The organism is Bradyrhizobium sp. 27S5 (assembly GCF_037217225.1).
In the GTDB taxonomy this organism is placed as follows: Bacteria; Pseudomonadota; Alphaproteobacteria; order Rhizobiales; family Xanthobacteraceae; genus Bradyrhizobium; species Bradyrhizobium septentrionale.
Genome location: NZ_CP147714.1, coordinates 3,682,067 through 3,700,705 on the forward strand (window position 1 = coordinate 3,682,067; position 18,639 = coordinate 3,700,705).

Genomic DNA, 18,639 nt, shown 5'->3' on the forward strand with positions numbered 1-18,639 from the left:
CTTTCAGTCGAAGCCATTAGGCATGTTGGCCTTCGCGAGCGCTGCGGCGCGCGCCTTCATCCAGCCGTCGAGGAAGGCTTTCTCATCGGAGGGCGGGCTGGACTTGCCGTAATCCGTCCAGGCCGCGCCGAGCACTTCCTGGCGCTTGTACAGCGCATTGTTATGCGCGTCCTGTTCGTCGCTCCAGTAGCCTGCTTCCTTGAGCGCCTTCACCGCGCCGGGATGCACCGGGACGACCCAGTTCTTGGTCTGGCGGTCGGCGCTGAGGCCGCCGGCACCGGGGGCCGAATCCTTGTAGGCATCGTAGTTGATGATCATCGCCTTGGTGATCGCATAGATCTGGTCGGCGGGTTGCGCGGCGTAGGCAACGAAGATCGGGTAAGGGTAGTTGCCAAGCTGAATCGGCTTGTCCGGTGAGATGCCGGCGCCGCAGGTTGCGGTTTGCGGGAAGAAGAACGAGCCGACCTTCTTCACCCGCGCCCAGCCTTCCTTGTCGCTGGCGGGCAGCGGCGGCCACATCAATCCGCGCGGCGAGGTCTCGGCCTCCTTAGCGGGGCCGGTGATCGTGGTGCCGAAGGCGGCGTCGGTGTCGTTGTTGATGAGGCCCTTCCACATCGCGCCATAGCTTGCAAACTCGACGATCTTGACGTCGTTCTGGGTGAGGCCGCCGAAGGCGAGCATCGCCAGCGAGTTCTGGTTCAGCGCCGGCGAGCCGACCACGAAGCCGACGCGCTTGCCGCGCAGATCCTTCATCTCCTTGACGCCGGCATCCGCCGCCACGCCAAGCGCGCCGCAATTGCAGTCGACCGACGACAGCATGAGCTGCAGCGGCTGCGGACCCCATTCCTTGGCGCCGAACTCGAACACGCCTTCCTGCGCGAAGTAGGTGCCCGATCCCATCGCCGAGGAGACCGCGCGCTTGGCGCGCAAGGGTGCGAGACGCGCGACGTCGTTGCCGGCCGGCAGCACGCGGACGTCGGTGCCGTATTTGTCCTTCATCATCTTGCCGACGCCGACCGCGATGTTGAAGCCGGCGGTGCCGGTGTCATAGGCGGTCACCGCCATGGTCGGCGGCAGCTTGATGTCCTCGGCCGAGGCGGGCAGGGCAGCGATGATGGATAAGCCGGCAAGCGCGGCAGGCGCGAGCGCCATCAGCCGATGGATCATAATCCCTCCCTTTGTTTCGTTGTGCGAAACTTTTTCCGGGCGGGATGATTGCATCGCGATCCGGCGATGGCAACGCTACGTCCGACGCAAGGCGGCGATTTCGGCCGCTGCATCACCGGACAGATTGTCGCGGCTGGCCGGAGGTTGCGAGATCTCAGGTCTCGACGATCGCGACCGCCTGGCCTTCGGCGATGACGTCGTCGATCTTGACCAGAATCGACTTGATTCTGCCTGCTGCCGTCGATGTGACCGGTATTTCCATCTTCATCGCCTCGACGAACGCAATCTCGTCGCCATCGCCGATGCTGGTGCCGGCCTCGACAGGAAGCGCGCAAACGCGCCCGGCAACTTCGGTCACGACCTTGATCTCTGGCATTCCACTCTCCGATACCGTCTTGCGGAAATTTCATCCGGCGAGCGGCTTTTTGTTGTGGCGGCAGATTGCCTGAGGTAGCTTCATCTGCAAGTGGAATTTTATTCCGCAGGACGGAATGGAGCCAAAACAAATGGGACGGCGCTCGGAACGACTTAGCAGGCAGGGAATGCTCGCCAGCGAGACAGGCGATGGCGATGTCATCCAGGTGGTGTCGCGCGCCTTCGATGTGTTGCGGTGCTTCGAGGGGCACGAAGCCCGGCTCGGCAATCTCGAAATCTCGAACCGCTGCGGCCTGCCGCGTTCGACGGTGTCGCGGTTGACGCACACGCTGACGCGGATGGGACAGCTCGTCTATCTGCCGCGCGACCAGAAGTATCGGATCGGTCCGAGTGCGGTCGCGATGAGCACCACGATGATGAAGGGGCTGCAGCTGCGCAATCTGATCCGGCTGCGCCTGCAGGATGTCGCCGATCAATTGCCGGGCACGGTGGGCTTCGTGATCCCCGACCGCTTTCAAATGGTCTATCTGGAGTTCGCCCGCGCGGCGAACGCGCTCGGCCTGCATGAGGCCACCGGCAGCCGCATCTCGATGGCGACCACCGCCGCCGGCCATGCCTACACGGCCGCGCTCGATCCTGTGATCGGCGACGCGCTGATATCAGAGATGGAAGGCGAGTTGCCTGAGAGCGCCAAGATGCTGACGCCGCGCATCGAGGCCAACCGCCGTCATTTGCAGGAGCACGGCTACGTCGTCGCCTGCGGCCTGTGGAGCCCGCATATCAACGGCGTCGCGGTGCCGCTGTGGTCGCCGCAATATCAGACCTATGTGGTCACCACGATCGGCCTGCTCTCGGCGATGTATGACGAAGAGCGGCTGCACCGCGAGGTCGCACCGCAAATGGTCGAACTCGCCGCCGCGCTCGGCAGCCTGCTCGAAGGCGCCGACGGCGATATCTTCAGCAATCGGATCGAACGCAAATCGCTATCGGTCGCCGCCCATAACAACAACAAAATGATCAAGACGGAGGCAATGAATGAACTGGAAGCCGGAACTCGACGACCTCGCCCGGCGCGAAGCGTTCGCGCGGGAGATGGGAGGCGTTGACAAGGTCAAGCGACAGCGCGACCAGGGCCGGCTCACCGTTCGTGAGCGCATCGACAAGCTCGTCGACCAGAGCAGCTTCCACGAGGTCGGTGCCATCTCCGGCATCGCCGAATATGACGAGAGCAACGAACTCAAGCATCTGACGCCGGCGAACTGCGTGTTCGGCCGCGCCAGGGTCGACGGCCGCACCGTGGTGGTGGTCGGCGACGATTTCACCGTGCGCGGCGGCTCGGCCGATGCATCGATCTCCGCCAAGCCGCTGATGGCGGAGGAGATGGCGCATGATTTCCGCCTGCCGATCGTTCGCGTGATTGAAGGTTCGGGCGGCGGCGGCTCGGTGAAGACGATCGAGACCAAGGGCGCCGCCAATCTGCCCGGCGGCGTCGGCGGCACGCGCTGGTACTGGTACACGACCGCCAATCTGGCGCGCGTGCCGGTGGTCGGCCTCGGCCTCGGTTCGGTCGCCGGCTTAGGTGCGGCGCGGCTGGCGGCGACGCATTACTCGGTCATGACCAAGAGCTCCGCGATGTTCGTCGCCGGTCCGCCGGTGGTGAAGCGCCTGGGTCAGGACCTCACCAAGCAGGAGCTCGGCGGCGCCGACATCCAGACCCGCGCCGGCGCGATCGATCAGGCGGTCGAGACCGAGGAGGAGGCGTTCGACTACGCGCGGCGCTTCCTGTCCTATCTGCCGTCGTCGGTCTACGATCTGCCGCCGACCATTCCCTGCACCGACGATCCGGAACGCGCCGAGGAGGCGCTGCTGAAGGCCGTGCCGCGCAACCGCAGGCAGGTCTACAAGATGCGGCCGATCATCGAGGCCGTCGTCGACAAGGGCTCGTTCTTCGAGGTCGCCGCCAATTTCGGCCGGCCTGTGATCACCGGACTGGCGCGGATCGAGGGCAGGGCGGTGCTGCTGCTCGGCAGCGATCCGTTCCACTATGGCGGCTCGTGGACCGCGGACGCCTGCCAGAAGGTGGTGCGGTGGGTCGACTTCGCCGAGACCTTCCATCTACCGGTGGTCTATCTGATGGACTGCCCGGGCTTCATGATCGGGCTCGAGGCGGAGAAGTCGGCGACCATCCGCCACGGCGTGCGGGCGATGGCCGCAGTCAACCAGAGCACGGTGCCGTGGTGCACCATCATCATCCGCAACGCTTTCGGTGTCGCCGGCGTGGTGCATCAGCCGGCCAACCGGTTCTCGATGCGCTATGCTTGGCCGTCGGCCTATTGGGGCTCGCTGCCGCTGGAGGGCGGCATCGAGGCGGCCTATCGCGCCGAGATCGACGCGGCCAGTGATCCCGCCGCCAAGCTGCGCGAGATCGAGGATCGCCTCAACAAGCTGCGCTCGCCGTTCCGCTCGGCCGAGAAGTTCTGGGTAGAGGAGGTGATCGATCCGCGCAAGACGCGCTCGCTGCTCTGCGAATTCGCGCGTCTGGCCGAACCGATCCGCACCCCGGGCCCGCCGGGCAACATGTCGACGCGGCCGTAAGCTTTTTCACGCCGTCATTCCGGGGCGATGCGAAGCATCGAACCCGGAATCCCGAGATTCCGGGTCTGGTCCTTCGGACCATCCCGGAATGACGACGCGTGCTACTCGCTCTCCCGATGCACGTCGTGGATCACGATGCCCATGCCGTTCTCCGGCATCTTGATCCATTCGCGATGCTTCAGCGAACGCTTGGTGTCCTCGTGTCCGCTCACCCAGTGCTCGCGCATCGAGGTGCCGGAGAATTCGTGGTCCTTGGCGTCGCCCTCATAGGCCTTCTGCTGATAGATCAGCTGCAGCAACGTGATTCCGGGCAGCCGGCTGTTCGCCTTCTTGAGCTGGCGCTCTTCATCCGAGAGCTGATCGTCGGGGATTTTCCCCAACGCGTTGTGCAGGGCGGTGCGCAGATTGTAGGTCTTGCGGTAGACGTCGGTGTTGTAGCGGGTGCGCGACGAATACATGATGTCCTTGTGGCGGGCCATCACGTCCTGGATGTCGCGCGGCAGCGCGCCGCGCGCCGAGAACAGGTCGACCTGGAACACCAGCGAGTTGGCGTTGTCTTCCTGGTCCAGCAGGTGCTGCAGCGGCGTGTTGGAGACGATGCCGCCGTCCCAGAAATGATCGGTGCCGACCTTCACCATCGGCAGCGCCGGCGGCAGCGCGCCGCTCGCCATGATGTGCTCAGGGATGATCTCGTCATGGGCATTGTCGAAATAGATGAAGTTGCCGGACAGCACATTCACCGCGCCGACCGCAAACCGCATTGTCTTGGAATTGATGCGGTCGAAATCGACCAGCTCGAGCAGTGATTCACGCAACGGCGTGGTGTCGTAATAGCTGGTGGCGGTGTGCGCGCCGGCCGGGCTGAACCACGGATTGGTCTGATGCGGGGTGAAGAAGCCGGGTTGCCCGAGCGTCGTCGTCAGCCATGAGCTGGTGAAATTGCGCGCCTTGCGGAAGATGTCGCCATCAGGCGTGTAATGCCAGATCTTGCGGCTGGTGATGCGATCCCAGAATGTGTGCAGCCGCTCCAGTCGCTTCTCCGCCGGATTGCCGGCGATGATCGCCGAGTTGATCGCGCCGATCGAGACGCCGCAGACCCAGTCGGGCTCGATGTTGGATTCATGCAGCGCCTGGTAGACGCCGGCCTGATAGGCGCCGAGCGCGCCGCCGCCCTGCAGCACCAGCGCCACGCGATCGCAGCCTTCGGGGCGCCAGCCGGGCGTCGCGTGCTCGATATCGTCAAAATGAGGGGTTCGCGCGTCCATCTCAGACACTCCAAAAAATTCGCGGCGAGAATTCAGGGCGCCGATGACGCCGTGATGACAAACGCCGCGTCGGCCCATGGCGCATCCGCCGTGCCTGCCTGCATGGTTAGCATTGGCCTCATCAGCGAAACGCGGGTCATGCGGCTGACGGAAATCCCTCATCTCGCTGTCAATCTCGGCCGTTAGCTTCCGCGCAAGCTTTTCAAACAGGGGGTTATTGCGATGCGCAGGGAAGATCTGCTCAAGCTTCCGTCCATGCCGGCCGCCGGTCCGAGCTATCCCGCCGGTCCCTACCGCTTCATCGATCGCGAATTCCTTGTCATCACCTATGAGACCGATCCGGAGCTGATCCGTGCCGGCCTGCCTGAGCCGCTGGAGCCGATCGAGCAGGCGATCGTGCATTACGAATGGATCAAGATGCCCGACAGCTCCGGCTTCGGCAGCTACACCGAGTCCGGCCTTGTGATCCCCGCGCGCCTGCATGGCGAAGAGGTCAACTTCGTCTGCCAGATGTATCTCGACGATGATCCGCCGATCGCGGCCGGCCGTGAGATCTGGGGCTTTCCGAAGAAGTACGCCCACCCGAAGCTCGAGATCGTCAAGGACACGCTGACCGGCACGCTGGAATATGCCGGCCAGCTCGTTGCGATGGGCACGATGGGCTACAAGCACGAGAGCATGGCGGGCAATGGCGACATCACCCGCGCCACGCTGTCGAAGACGCAGATCAATCTGAAGATGATCCCCGGCGTCGACGGCCATCTCGAAATCTGCCAACTGGTTGCGATCAACCTGACCGACATCGTCGTCAAGGGATCGTGGATCGGGCCGGGCCGGCTGCATCTGGTGCCGCATGTCAACGCGCCGGTCGCGGATTTCCCGGTCAAGCGCGTCGTCGGCGCGCACCATTTCCTCGCCGACCTGACGCTGCCGTTCGGCCGCGTGGTGCACGACTACAACAAGGAAGCCGCCGAGGCGGCGACGCCGACCGGCCTTGCGGCCGAGTAGGGCTGTCGCTGACATAAAACTGTAACGGGCGCGTCCTCCAATATGACGAAGGACGCGCCCGCCCGGTTTTGCGCGGCGGCGGGTTTTTGAGCATGTCATTTCGCGCGGTTGCCTTGAAGATTCTCTTGGAGAGCGGCCATGCTGGCTGATCCACCTCCTGCTCCTGTCGGCTCGCTGCTGACGCATGAGGCCGTCCCCGGCCTGGTATGGGCGTTTCGCCTGCACCACGACGGCCGTGCCGAGGCGCTTCCAATCGACAAACCGATCGAGCCGAGCCATGACGGAAGGTTGTGGCTGCACTTCAACCTGAGCGATGTCCGTACCCGCGCGTGGCTCGCCAACATGCACATCCCGCAGCTCGCGCGCGACCTGCTGCTGTCGAACGACGAATTCCAGCAGATCCACACCATCGACAATTGCGTCTATGGCGTGTTCTCCGATCTGGTGCGCAGCATCGATGCTCCGACCGAGGAGACCGACTTCCTTCGGTTTGCGATGACCGAGCGTCTCCTGATCAGCGGACGCCACCAGGCGCTCTGCGCGGTCGACGCGACGCGCCGCGTGCTCGAAAGTGGCTATCGCGTCGAGAGCGTCGCGGCGCTGCTGGAAAAGATCATCCATGAGGTCGCCGACACCATGGACCGCATGGCCGACAAGATCGGCACCGAGATCGATGCGATCGAGGACCGGGTGGTCGCCGGCGAAACCAATTCCGAGATGCGCGGCACGCTCGGGCGGATGCGCCGGACCTGCGTGCGGCTGCATCGCCAGCTCGCCGGTTTGCGTGTGCTGTTTCACCGGCTCGAGCTGAAGAACATGGACAATCTCAGCCCGGCGCTGCGGTTGCAGGCCGGCAAGCTGGCACAGCGGCTCGACGGCCTCGACCACGACATCGTCGAACTGCGCGAGCGCAGCCGCCTTCTCGAGGAAGAGCTGCGCTTCAAGCTCGAGGAGGAGAGCAACAAGCATCTGCATGCGCTGTCCGTCGTCACCATGATGCTGCTGCCGCCGACGCTCGTCACCGGCATCTTCGGCATGAACACCAAGGGATTGCCGCTGACCGATGTCGACAGCGGATTTCTGTGGGCTGCTGGCTTGTTGGTCGGATCGGCGCTCTTGGCTTATCTGCTGATGCGACGGCTGCGCATCGTCAAATAGCGCGATCGCACCGCGGCATCTCCCATGAGCAGAGCTCTTTCCCGCGCAACACTGGTGGCCGCGGCCCTCGCGCTCTGCGCCCCGGCGCATGCGGACGACAAGCCGGTCGCCGATCGGATCGCGGATACGCGCGCCGCGCCGGAGGAGGCCGGCTACCAGTTCAGCATGACCTATATCGGCGAGGCGTTTACCAACACCTCGGGAGGTGTGAGCAACGGTGCGGCCTATACCGGCCGTCTCGATCTCGGCACCACGATCGACCTCGAGAAGGTGATGGGCTGGACCGGCGCGACCTTCCACGCCAACATGTTCCAGATCCATGGCGACGGGCTGTCGCGGGGCTATGTCGGCAACTTGTTTCTGGTGTCCGGCGTCGAGTCGCTGCCGGCGACGCGGCTCTACGAGTTCTGGATCGAGCAGAAGCTCCTGGACGGCAGGCTCGCGGTGCGCGTCGGCCAGCAGGGCTCCGACGTCGAGTTCATCGACAGCCAGTACGACGACATCTTCATCAATTCGGCGTTGGGCTGGCCCGGCATCACCGGCGTCAATCTTCCGACCGGCGGGCCATCGCCGGCGCTTGCCGTGCCCGGGATCCGCATCAAGGCAAGCCTGACCGACCGCCTCACGGCCTATCTGGGGCTGTTTGACGGTTCGGCCGCTCCACCGCAGGGAACCGAGGATCCGCAACTCCTCAATCCGCACGGGATCCTGTTCCGCGTCAACGATCCGCCCTGGTGGATCGGCCAGCTCAAATACAAGTTCGAGATCGGCGAGAGCAAGCTGCCGGCCACGATCACCGGCGGCGGCTGGTATCACATGATGTCGTTCGCCGATCAGCGCTTCGGGGCCGACGGGCTGTCGCTCGCCGATCCCAACAGCTCCGGCGACACCCGGTGGCTGCGACGGGACAACGGCATCTTCATGGTCTATGAGCAGTTGCTCGCGCGCGTTGAGCCGGACGCGGACAAGGGCGTCGCGTTCTTCATGCGAGTTTCGGTCAGCCCGTCGGACCGCAACCTCATCAGCACCTATGTCGACGGCGGCTTCCTGTTCACCGGCTTCAGCGACAAATATCCGGACGACCGGTTCGGCATTGCCGGGATTTACGGCAGGATTTCCGACGCCGCCCGCGCGCTCGATCGCGATACCCAGATCTTCACCGGCACGGCGTATCCGATCCGCGACTATGAGGCGATCCTCGAGATCACCTACCAGCACGTCGTGAATGCCAATTTCACGATGCAGCCGATGTTTCAATACATCGCCCATCCCGGCGGCGGCGCCGTCGACCCCAATGATCCGACGCAGACGCATCGGATCAAGGACAGCATCGTGTTCGGGATGCGCACCATCCTCTCGTACTGACCAGCGCAAGTCGCGCAGGCGAGGGCCTCAAGCCGCCGCCGGTTTCGGCTCGGCCGCTGGCTTCGGTTGCGGCCGTGCGATCGCCAGCGCGATCAGCGCGGCGAACACGCAGAGCGCGCCGGCAATGAAGAACGCCGGCAGATAGCTCTGATAGAGGGTGCGCGACAGGCCGGCGCCGAATGCGGCGGTGCCGGCGCCGAGCTGGTGGCCGGCGAAGATCCAGCCGAACACCAGATTGGCACGCTCGGCGCCGAAGCGCTGCGCCGTGAGGCGCACCGTCGGCGGCACGGTCGCGATCCAGTCGAGTCCGTAGAACATCGCAAACAGCGACAATCCGTAGAACGTGAAGTCGGAGAACGGCAGGAACAGCAGCGAGAGGCCGCGCAGACCGTAATACCAGAACAGCAGATAGCGGTTGTCGTAGCGGTCCGACAGCCAGCCCGAGACGATGGTGCCGAAGAAGTCGAAGATGCCCATTGCGGCGAGCAGGCTGGCGGCCTGCACCTGCGGGATGCCGTAATCGAGACACATCGGGATCAGGTGGACCTGGACCAGGCCGTTGGTCGATGCGCCGCAGACGAAGAAGGTCGCGAACAGGATCCAGAACACCGACGATTTCGAGGAATCGCGCAGCGTGCCGAGCGCGACCGCCATGATCGGCGTATTGGCCGGCGGCGGCGCGGGGAGGGGCGCGGTGCCGTCATCGCCGAACGGGCGCAGGCCGACGTCGCTTGGCCGGTCGCGCATCACCATCAGCACGGCAAAGGCGGCGACGCCGAGCATGACGCAGACCAGCCCGAGCGCGACGCGCCAGCCATAACGCTCGGTCAGCGTCGCGAGCAGCGGCAGGAAGGCGAGCTGCCCGGTCGCGACGCTCGCGGTGAGGATGCCGACCACCAGGCCGCGGCGTCCGACGAACCAGCGCGCCGCGATCGTCGCGCCGAGCACCAGCGCGGTCATGCCGGTGCCGATCCCGATCACGACGCCCCACAAGAGCACCAGCTGCCAGACCTGCGTCATGGCGAGGGAGGCGAGCAATCCCGAGACCACGATCAGCTGTGCCGCCAGCGTCACGTTGCGCAGGCCGTAGCGGTTCAGCAGCGCGGCGGCGAACGGCGCCATCAGTCCGAACAGGATGAAGCGGATCGACAGCGCCGAGGAGATCTCGGCGGTGGACCAGCCGAACTCCTTCTGCAGCGGCACGATGAAGACGCCGGGCGCGCCGACGGTGCCGGCCGAGATCAGTGCGGCGAGAAAGGTCACGGCGACCATCACCCAACCGTAGTGGATGTTGCGGCGGGCGAGGGTGGAAGCAAGCCAGTTCGAGATCATTGGGCCCCAATTGAAATGCGATGAGGGTTCTGTTCGTGATGCGCAATATGGCACGAGGGAGCTATGTCTAAAATGACATAGTTCCCTCGTTTTCGGACTCGTGCCTCAGGTCAGTGCGCGACGCGCTCGACCGCGATCGCGGTGGCTTCGCCGCCGCCGATGCACAGCGCAGCGACGCCGCGTTTCAGATTCTGCGCTTCCAGCGCGTGCAGCAGCGTCACGATTAGCCGCGCGCCGGTGGCGCCGATCGGGTGGCCGAGGGCGCAGGCGCCACCATTGATGTTCAGCCTGTCCCTGGGAATTCCGAGATCGCGCTGCGCCGCCATCGCGACCACGGCGAAAGCTTCGTTGATCTCGAACAGATCGACATCGCCGACGCTCCAGCCGACCTTGTCGAGCAGCTTTCTGATCGCCGGGATCGGCGCGGTGGTGAACCACTGCGGCTCCTGGCTGTGGGTGGCGTGGCCCTTGATCTCGGCCAGCACCGGCAGCCCGTCGCGGTCGGCAAGCGAGCGCTTCGCAGGATCAGCGCCGCGGCGCCGTTGGCGTTGGCGGAGGAGGCCGCCGGCGTGATGGTGCCGTTGGCACGGAATGCGGGCTTGAGGCCGGGGATCTTTGCGGGATCGACCTTCAGCGGATGCTCGTCATTGGCGATGATGCGCGGGCCGGATTTTTCCTGCAGCGTGATCGGCGCGATCTCGGCCTTGAAGGCGCCGCCCTCGACCGCCTTGCGGGCACGGCTCAGCGTCTCGATCGCGTAAGTGTCCTGGTCGGCGCGGGTGAACTGATAGGCCTCCGCGGTCGCCTCGCCGAAATCGCCCATCGAGCGGCCGGTCTCGTAGGCGTCCTCGAGCCCGTCCATCATCATGTGGTCGATGATGCGGTCATGGCCGGCGCGATAGCCGCCGCGCGCCTTTTGCAGCAGATACGGCGCGTTGCTCATGCTCTCCATGCCGCCGGACAGCACGATCTCGGCCGAGCCGGCCTTGATGATGTCGTGGCCGAGCATGGTCGCCTTCATGCCGGAGCCGCAGACCTTGTTGACGGTGGTGGCGCCGGTGGCATCGGGTAGTTTTGCGCCGCGCGCGGCCTGGCGGGCAGGGGCCTGGCCCTGGCCCGCGGGCAGCACGTTGCCCATGAACACCTCGTCGATCCGCTCGGGCGCGAGTTTTGCGCGTTCGAGCGCCGCGCCGATCACGTGCGAGCCGAGCTTGTGCGCCGCGAGCGGCGTCAGTTCGCCCATGAAGCGGCCAAGCGCGGTGCGGACGGCCGAGAGGATGACGACGGGATCGGCGCTGGATGCCATGGCAGGATTTCCTTCAATGCCGGGGATTTGATTGAATTATCTTCATCATATGATGCAATGCAAGAAATGCAACTGCGTGTCCGCCTGCCATGACAAAATGTCGTGTTCGCATGAGTTGGGGAGGGAGCGCGGGCTGCTGTTGCATCGATGTCCGCTGTCGTCCCTGCGAACCCCAACCCGGGATGTCATCACCCGCGCATGCGGGTGATCCAGTATTCCAGAGACAGCTTTGCTTGAGCCCAGGGGCCGCGGCGTACTGGATCGCCCGGTCGAGCCGGGCGATGACAGTGTGGGTGGGGACACAGCTTCGCGTTCTCGCGACATGATTTGTCCGAGCTTTGCTCTTCGTTTTGCCCTCTCACTTGGCAGAGGGCGCAGGGAAAGCCGGGTGCCGATCGCACCCATGGGCCCCGTGCAAAGGTAGAAAGCACGGGGGTAGGACCACAGGTGTAACCGGAAACACTCCGGCTTTCCCTGCGCGATGGGTTACGGCTTACTTCGTGCTCTCCCCGGCGAGACTGGGCTTGTTTGTCACCGCCTTCGCAAGACGCTTTCGCGCTTTGCTTGAGGACACCGGCCACTAGGGCGTCAGGACCACACGACTTCACCGTCCGCATCAATCACGCTTCGTCCGTCGTGATCTCCGCGTCCACCGCATCCCACACCGCGTTCGTGACGATCGCGAAGCGCCCCTCGATCGGGTGAGACGGGCGAACCATACATCAAATTATCGTTCCGATAAACCGAAATATTTTTGCTGCGGGGGCTTGCGCCGTCGGGCAACTCAGTGATCGAGATTTCGGCACGGAACCGTTGATTTTCGCCGAGCGGGAACACGTTGCCAAGAAACCACAGCCATCTAAGGGAATGGAAATTGGAGGCGTCATTTTCGTGGCGGCGCACGCGCTCGCGGCTTATTGGTTAGGGATCAAATCGGGCAGCGTGAATGATTTCCGGCCCGGCAGTTTGTTTCAGATGCGTGATTGATCAGAGCTGGAATTGGCATGAACCGATTCAAGAAGCCATGGAGCTTGTCGCGAAATGAATTTTGATAATCGATCCAAATCCAATTATTCGAACCACCCCCATTCGGCATCAGCGAACCCCGTCGGCGAAACGACTGAAAACCAGAACGCTGAGATGCGCTTTGGTTTCAAGGCGACGGACTTGATCGTGTACCCTGCGCACGGCGTCGGCCAAATTGTAGCGATTGAGGAGCAGACAGTGGCAGGGGCTTGCCTCGAGTTCTTTGTCGTCTATTTCGCGAAGAGCAAGATGACGCTGCGCGTTCCGACGAGGAAAGCGGCAAGCGCCGGAATGCGTAGACCGTCCGATCCCGCTGCCATCCAGCACATGCGACGAATCCTGGGTCAAGCGCCGCACAAAGCGCGGGGGAATTGGTCCCGACTTGCGCAGGAATACGAAAGCAAGATCAATTCGGGCAATATTGTCGCCATCGCGGAAGTCATGCGCGATCTCTATCGGCCCTCGGTCAATTCCGAACAGAGCTACAGCGAACGACAGCTTTACGCGGCGGCAGTCGATCGCCTGTCCGGAGAAGTCGCGCTTGTCAGCGGCATTACCGAAGCAGAAGCCGTCAGGGAGCTTGAAAGCCTGATGCTCGCTGAGGTCAGGCGGAGCGCATAGAGCGCTCTGCTCGGACATCGTCGGAACGTCCGCTTCCGCCTCCAGGCTGACGTTCCGGCGCCGCTGGCGCTCTAGGATGGCCGCTCGACGAAGGCGACGGCCTTGTTGCTATAGGTCCATATCGCGCCGTCGCGTTTGCTGATCCCGAGAAAGGCGGTCGGCGAACCGGCATATTTCATGTTCCGATTGCGGCCGTCGATGCCGTAGGCCCATGGGTCGAGGCACAGAAACTCGGTGATCTTGCCGTCGGCTCCCGAAGTGCGGTGGCCGACGATGCCGACATAATGGGCGCCGCCAAGGGAGGCCCGCACCGGCACCTTGTTTTCAAGATTCTTGATCGTCCAATCCACCGCTTTGCTGGGATCGCGGGCCGCGCTCACCTGGTCGCGCGCCGTCGGTTCGGCCATTTTCCAGCCCATGTAGCGGACGAACACGATCTTGATGATCGAACCGCACCAATATTGATTGTTCACCGCCTTGAGGAAGCCGCCATTGTTCTGGTTCCATGGCAGCTTGCTCTTCTTGTAGTTCTCCATCGACTCGTCCGCGGTCGCCGCCAGGGTGGGAAGGGTGTTCAGCGGTTCATCCACCAGCATTTCATAGACGCGATGGCGGCTGTCCAATTCGTCGCCGGGGTCTTGGTTGCTGTAGAACTTGCGATAGGCGGGCGTTTTGGCCGCCGTCGTGACGGTGTGGAAATAGTGCCAGATTAAATCGGTTGTCCACGAGGAGTCGCGGGTATGGGTGTCGGACATGGAAAGGTTCCAAATAGGGCATTCGGCTGCGGCGGCTTCGCGGCCGTTTCTCACTTGCGGTCAGACCAGCCGCGCTGAAAGGTTAGTCCCCGCTCGGTTGATGACGGTTCACTGAGGACTTCGCGACGCCCGATCTGGTCTTGGCAGGAACATTGATCAAGCAAACCGTCTTGGAAGCACCGGCCGCATGATCGAATAGCGTCTCTTTTTGGTGCACCGCTTGAGCCGGGATTTGGCCCTTGGCGGACCTGCGCGTGTCCCAGGCTGAGGTCGCGAATGACCCCAAAGCAGATTTCCGCGCCCGCCTACCGTGCGACCGAGCGAGCTGGTAGGCTTGCAAGAACTGGAGGGCCAGTTGCCGGAGGTCACCCAGCGGAGGTGTGCCCGCGCGTCCAGTGCATGGCGTTGATGACGGGAGTAACGAGATGATACTCAATCCTGACCATGTCACCATCGCAGTGGCCGACGCCGGCCCGGCGATCGCGTTCTTCGCGCTGCTTGGCTTCAGAAAGGCGCATGTCGCGACGATCGACGGTGGCGTGCCCGCTCAGTACATGGGTATGCCGGGCATGAAGGCGCAGCACATCACCCTCGCACTCGAGGGAGCGGATCCTCATTTCGAGATCCAGCTGCTCGCGTTCGACCCGCCGCCTGCGACCGATCCCGGTGCGCACCCGACGAATCTGCGACGACGGGGCTTCAACCACCTCGCGTTCCGCGTCGACGACATCGAGGCGGCCACCGCACACCTCGTGGCCAACGGCGTCACCATGCTGAGCGACGAGATGGATTACATCAGCCGAAAGCTGCGGCTGTTCGAGGGTCCCGAGGGCATCACGATCGAGTTGGTGCAGCGGGACGACTGAGACGCTTCCGATTAAGGGCCGTTACTCGGCGCGACGCCGAGCGGCCCGCGCCGGCGTTGACGCCCGGGCGTTTTGCCGCCATATACAACTCATGAACAAGCTTTTCTCAGCCGCTTTGACCACCACCGCGACCGCTGACGGCGGATCGCCTGCTGGTTGCGCGCGCTAGAGACAAGCGTCCTTCACCCAGAAAAGGCCCCGCCGGCGACGGACGGGGCCTTTTCTGTTTGGGTGGTCACCGTCCGCGCTGTTTCCCATCACAAGGAACAATAGCCATGGACGATCTCGACCACAGACATCTCGGCGTACAGCTCAAGCTCTGGCACCTTCAGGATGATGCGCCGGGCATGGTGTTCTGGCATCCGCGCGGCACCGCGCTCTACCGGGTGCTGGAGGACTATGTCAGGCGCAAGATGCGCCGCGCCTTCTATGCCGAGGTGCGGACGCCGCAGCTGCTGCCAAAGCTGCTCTGGGACCGCAGCGGCCACTGGGACAAGTTCGGCGCGCACATGTTCCGCGTCGATGACGGCGAAGCGGCGATGGCGCTGAAGCCGATGTCGTGTCCGTGCCATGTGCAAATCTTCAACAAGGGGCTGCGCTCGTGGCGCGAGCTTCCGATCCGTTATGCCGAGTTCGGCGCCTGCCATCGCAACGAGCCGTCCGGCTCGCTGCACGGCATCATGCGGACGCGCGCGTTCGAGCAGGACGACGCGCATGTGTTCTGCCGCGAGCAGGACGTCGAGAGCGAAGTCGCGTGCTTCATCGCTCTGCTTGATGAGGTCTATCGCGAGCTCGGCTTTCCCGACTACGAGGTGGCGCTGGCGACGCGGCCCGCGCTGCGCGCCGGCGACGATGCGAGCTGGGACTGGTCGGAGGCGAAGCTCGGCGACGCCGCGCGGCGCTGCGGCCTCGCGCCGCAGATCAATCCGGGCGAAGGCGCGTTCTACGGACCGAAGCTGGAATTCGCGTTGCGCGACCGTCTCGGACGATCCTGGCAGTGCGGCACGGTGCAACTCGACAGTGTGCTGCCGGAGCGGCTCGAGGCGTCCTATATCGCTCCCGACGGCAGCCGTGCGACGCCGCTGATGATCCATCACGCCATCTTCGGATCGCTCGGCCGCATGATCGCGATCCTGCTCGAGCATCACGGCGGTGCGCTGCCGTTCTGGCTGTCGCCGGACCAGGTTGCGGTGGCGCCGATCTCGCAAGAGCAGGCGGCGTATGGCGCGGACGTCAAGGCAGCGTTCGAGGATGCCGGGATCCGGGCTGTTGACTACGACGGCGCCGACACGCTGTCGCGACGCATCGTGGCGGCGCATGACATGGCGGTGCCTGTCATGGCGATCGTCGGCAGGCGCGAGATGAGGGAGGGCCGGGTGACCCTGCGCGAGCGCGACGGCGCGCAGGCCGACATGCCGCTGGCCGATGCGGTGTTCCGCCTGCAGGCTAGGGCGCGGCCGGGTGCCGTGATGGCCGAAGCGTTGTAGCCCGCGGATGCAGGTCCCAGGCGAGCAGGCGCCAGGATGAGGGGGGTCTTCGCCCGTTGGCCCACTGCGGACCTGCCGATCGGCGGCGCTGCCGGACGCTTTCACCGCTTTTTCTTGGGCGCGGCTTCGCTGCTCGCGGCTGCCTCGCGCTCCAAACGCTCCGCCTTCAATCGCTCACGGTTCGCATGAAACGCGTTCTGGACGCGTTGGTGTTCCGATGTCGCGCTCTTGGTCCCAGCTGCCCGGAACGCCTTTTGGGCCTCGCGCTGAGCCTGGGTGGGTCTCCTCGACTCATGGGTGTAAGGCATTTCTTCCTCCTTACCGGGGCAGTGCTCCCGACTTGGGCTCTCAGGGGCGTCGCTTGCCGGAGGTAAGAAGTCTACTCCCGATTCGCCCTAAAGTTCCATTTTGCGGTGCAGCGGAACGCACACAGCGTTCGAAGACGCTGTCTTGTGTGCACCTCTGAGCATACGCGGAAGGCAGAAGGGGTGTGAGCCGGCAATCAATAGCGACCACCATCGCGCTTCTGTTGTGTGAGCCATTCCGACAGGGTCTTGGTTTTTGATCCTGGATCGGCCGACGCCCCTCGTCTGATGCTCCCGCCGGAACGCGTTGCCCGAAGCCCGGTTGATTGAGATTCCGTGACTGCCTCCGCGGAAGCGGTCGATCTCTCCGCAGCTTCCTTTTCGAGGCGCAGCTTCTTCAATCGCGCCATCTTGTCCCGCTCGGCCTCAGTTTCAGCTGTGTCCGACAACAGCGCCTTGTGGTGAGCGGTCTCTGCTGAACCCAGGACTCCGATAATCGTCGTCTCGCCAAGCGCCTTGCAGGCCTCGAGCCGATGCAATCCCTCGAGCAAAACGAGCCGGCCTTCGTCAGGCCGAACGAGAATGGGAATCTGTTGTCCTGATTCCAGAATACTCGCCGCGATTTCCTGAACGAGCTCAGGCCTCAGCGTTTTCCTCTTCTTGATGGGAACGTAAATCTGGTCGATTGGAAGACTTTCCGGGTCGGGCACAGTCATACTCCCTCCTCAGGGTCCGTCCACAATACGGTTTAGGGATGAAGCGCTATGCCGCCAAGGGATTTCTAAGGCATTTTTCATCCTGCGCTGCGGCGATCTGCACGAGTTCTTCTGCACTTGTCGCTGCCCTGGAGCGCGGTCCCGCATTCGATGCCACAAGGCCTGCGTGCCTCAGTCCGAACGCCACGCGCCGAGCAGGAATCGCCGCTTCGGTGTGGCGCCTGCCTGCTTGTGCAGATCGGGCAGATCGACGGCGTAACGCTTCATCAGGAGCCGGATTGCGACCCCAAGGATCACAAAGGGCGTCAGATAGATGGCGAAAACTTCGAAGGCTGTCATGTGGTCCTCCGCAGCTTTGAAGCGGACATGCTACCCCAAAAGCCCGCACGACGGCACTTAAAACTGTACCGGTCACGCTGGGTCCGCGTTAACCGAATTCCCGAACGCCGATCAATTCAAGGTTGCGGCATGGAGGGTCCATTTACCGACCGGATGCTAGGCATCGCCGATTGTGCAATGGAAAGTCATATCGCAATGTCCGTCATCGCTGTCGAGCAGTCGCCCGCGCGCATTCCGCTCTCTGTCAAGATCGGCTTCAGCGCCTTCATGGCCGTCCTGGTGCCGGTGTACACATATTCCTACGGGCCGACGAATTTTCTGTATTTCTGCGACGTCTGCCTGATCCTCACTTTGATCGGGGTCTGGACCGAAAGCGCGCTCTTGATTTCGATGTGCGCCGTCGGGCTGCTGGTGCCGCAGACCGTCTGGGTGATCGACTACCTCGCGCATGTCGCCGGCTTTTCGCTGACCGGAATGACCGATTACATGTTCGACTCGAACCTCTCGCTGTTCCTGCGCTTCCTGTCGGGCTTCCACGGCTGGCTGCCGTTCCTGCTGCTGTTCCTGGTCTGGCGTCTCGGTTACGACCAGCGCGCGCTGATCGCCTGGAGCGTGCTGGCGTGGGCGCTGCTGCTGCTCTGCTACTTCGTGATGCCGCCACCACGGCCGGACCCGGGCATGTCCCCGGTCAACATCAACTACGTCTTCGGCACCAGCGACAGGGCGCCGCAAGGCTTCGTGCCGCCGCTGGTGTGGCTCGCCGGCCTGATGATCGGCCTTCCGCTGCTCGCCTTCATTCCCACCCACTTCATGCTGCGGCGCGCCGTGCCGCGGACGTGAAGGACGTCGGCTTCCGCAGATCGAAGACCCCGCCGCTGATGCCACCGCGGCATGGCGGCATGCGGCGGCGCCGGAGTACGATCCGCTGTATCGGCATCCGCGGATGCGTTAAC

Annotated in this window: 17 protein-coding genes and 1 pseudogene; 9 read left to right on the top strand and 9 right to left on the bottom strand. The window is 63.8% G+C overall.

What is annotated here, in order from left to right; all coding sequences use genetic code 11:
* Positions 1-3 precede the first annotated feature (3 nt).
* Together WDM24_RS16910 and WDM24_RS16915 are read right to left on the bottom strand one after the other, a co-directional pair.
* Positions 4-1,167, bottom strand: a complete 1,164-nt coding sequence (locus WDM24_RS16910) for a TAXI family TRAP transporter solute-binding subunit (RefSeq protein WP_338699704.1) — start codon at positions 1,165-1,167, stop codon at positions 4-6.
* Positions 1,168-1,321: 154 nt separating this feature from the next.
* The gene (locus WDM24_RS16915; RefSeq protein WP_338699706.1) at positions 1,322-1,543 is read right to left on the bottom strand and encodes an acetyl-CoA carboxylase biotin carboxyl carrier protein subunit; all 222 of its coding nucleotides are present in this window, start codon (positions 1,541-1,543) and stop codon (positions 1,322-1,324) included.
* Between the two features lie 130 nt (positions 1,544-1,673).
* On the opposite strand from WDM24_RS16915, the gene WDM24_RS16920 reads away from it, so the two are divergent.
* A complete protein-coding gene (locus tag WDM24_RS16920) occupies positions 1,674-2,648 on the top strand; it encodes an IclR family transcriptional regulator (protein WP_338699708.1) in 975 nt (324 codons plus the stop codon).
* On the top strand, positions 2,578-4,137 hold the full coding sequence (locus tag WDM24_RS16925; protein WP_338699710.1) for an acyl-CoA carboxylase subunit beta: 1,560 nt from the start codon (positions 2,578-2,580) through the stop codon (positions 4,135-4,137). The genes WDM24_RS16920 and WDM24_RS16925 overlap by 71 nt, the downstream gene beginning before the upstream one ends.
* A 101-nt stretch (positions 4,138-4,238) precedes the next feature.
* Here WDM24_RS16925 and WDM24_RS16930 read toward each other — a convergent pair whose 3' ends face one another.
* The gene (locus WDM24_RS16930) at positions 4,239-5,402 is read right to left on the bottom strand and encodes a patatin-like phospholipase family protein (RefSeq protein WP_338831838.1); all 1,164 of its coding nucleotides are present in this window, start codon (positions 5,400-5,402) and stop codon (positions 4,239-4,241) included.
* Positions 5,403-5,624: 222 nt separating this feature from the next.
* On the opposite strand from WDM24_RS16930, the gene WDM24_RS16935 reads away from it, so the two are divergent.
* From WDM24_RS16935 to WDM24_RS16945, 3 genes are all read left to right on the top strand, one after another.
* Entirely contained in the window at positions 5,625-6,410 is a 786-nt protein-coding gene (locus tag WDM24_RS16935; protein WP_029078656.1) for an acetoacetate decarboxylase, read from the top strand.
* 138 nt (positions 6,411-6,548) lie between these two features.
* Positions 6,549-7,568 (top strand): transporter, encoded by a 1,020-nt coding sequence (locus WDM24_RS16940; RefSeq protein ID WP_338831839.1) that lies wholly within the window; start codon positions 6,549-6,551, stop codon positions 7,566-7,568.
* A 24-nt stretch (positions 7,569-7,592) separates the two neighbouring features.
* Positions 7,593-8,933, top strand: a complete 1,341-nt coding sequence (locus WDM24_RS16945) for a carbohydrate porin (protein WP_338699718.1) — start codon at positions 7,593-7,595, stop codon at positions 8,931-8,933.
* A 27-nt stretch (positions 8,934-8,960) separates the two neighbouring features.
* Here WDM24_RS16945 and WDM24_RS16950 read toward each other — a convergent pair whose 3' ends face one another.
* Together WDM24_RS16950 and WDM24_RS16955 are read right to left on the bottom strand one after the other, a co-directional pair.
* Complete coding sequence (locus WDM24_RS16950) at positions 8,961-10,265, bottom strand: MFS transporter (protein ID WP_338699720.1); 1,305 nt, start codon at positions 10,263-10,265, stop codon at positions 8,961-8,963.
* A 110-nt stretch (positions 10,266-10,375) separates the two neighbouring features.
* Positions 10,376-11,571 (bottom strand): annotated as a pseudogene (locus WDM24_RS16955) (acetyl-CoA C-acyltransferase).
* A gap of 1,041 nt (positions 11,572-12,612) precedes the next feature.
* On the opposite strand from WDM24_RS16955, the gene WDM24_RS16960 reads away from it, so the two are divergent.
* Positions 12,613-13,218, top strand: coding sequence for a CarD family transcriptional regulator (locus WDM24_RS16960; RefSeq protein ID WP_338699726.1), 606 nt, complete (start codon positions 12,613-12,615; stop codon positions 13,216-13,218).
* 71 nt (positions 13,219-13,289) lie between these two features.
* Here the strand turns inward: WDM24_RS16960 and WDM24_RS16965 are convergent, their stop codons facing one another.
* Positions 13,290-13,973, bottom strand: a complete 684-nt coding sequence (locus WDM24_RS16965; protein WP_338831840.1) for a hypothetical protein — start codon at positions 13,971-13,973, stop codon at positions 13,290-13,292.
* Between the two features lie 425 nt (positions 13,974-14,398).
* Between WDM24_RS16965 and WDM24_RS16970 the strand changes: the two genes are divergently transcribed.
* Together WDM24_RS16970 and thrS are read left to right on the top strand one after the other, a co-directional pair.
* Entirely contained in the window at positions 14,399-14,839 is a 441-nt protein-coding gene (locus tag WDM24_RS16970; protein WP_029078663.1) for a VOC family protein, read from the top strand.
* Positions 14,840-15,114: 275 nt separating this feature from the next.
* The gene (thrS, locus tag WDM24_RS16975; RefSeq protein WP_338831841.1) at positions 15,115-16,326 is read left to right on the top strand and encodes a threonine--tRNA ligase; all 1,212 of its coding nucleotides are present in this window, start codon (positions 15,115-15,117) and stop codon (positions 16,324-16,326) included.
* Positions 16,327-16,427: 101 nt separating this feature from the next.
* Here the strand turns inward: thrS and WDM24_RS16980 are convergent, their stop codons facing one another.
* From WDM24_RS16980 to WDM24_RS16990, 3 genes are all read right to left on the bottom strand, one after another.
* Positions 16,428-16,634: a hypothetical protein gene (locus WDM24_RS16980; protein ID WP_224741579.1), complete on the bottom strand. Its 207-nt coding sequence runs from the start codon at positions 16,632-16,634 to the stop codon at positions 16,428-16,430.
* 194 nt (positions 16,635-16,828) lie between these two features.
* Complete coding sequence (locus tag WDM24_RS16985) at positions 16,829-17,341, bottom strand: ParB N-terminal domain-containing protein (protein ID WP_338701277.1); 513 nt, start codon at positions 17,339-17,341, stop codon at positions 16,829-16,831.
* A 177-nt stretch (positions 17,342-17,518) separates the two neighbouring features.
* On the bottom strand, positions 17,519-17,686 hold the full coding sequence (locus tag WDM24_RS16990) for a hypothetical protein (RefSeq protein ID WP_166296607.1): 168 nt from the start codon (positions 17,684-17,686) through the stop codon (positions 17,519-17,521).
* Positions 17,687-17,881: 195 nt separating this feature from the next.
* Between WDM24_RS16990 and WDM24_RS16995 the strand changes: the two genes are divergently transcribed.
* Positions 17,882-18,526 carry a hypothetical protein gene (locus WDM24_RS16995; protein WP_338699737.1) on the top strand — a complete coding sequence of 215 codons (645 nt, stop codon included), beginning with the start codon at positions 17,882-17,884 and terminating at the stop codon, positions 18,524-18,526.
* Positions 18,527-18,639: the final 113 nt, after the last annotated feature.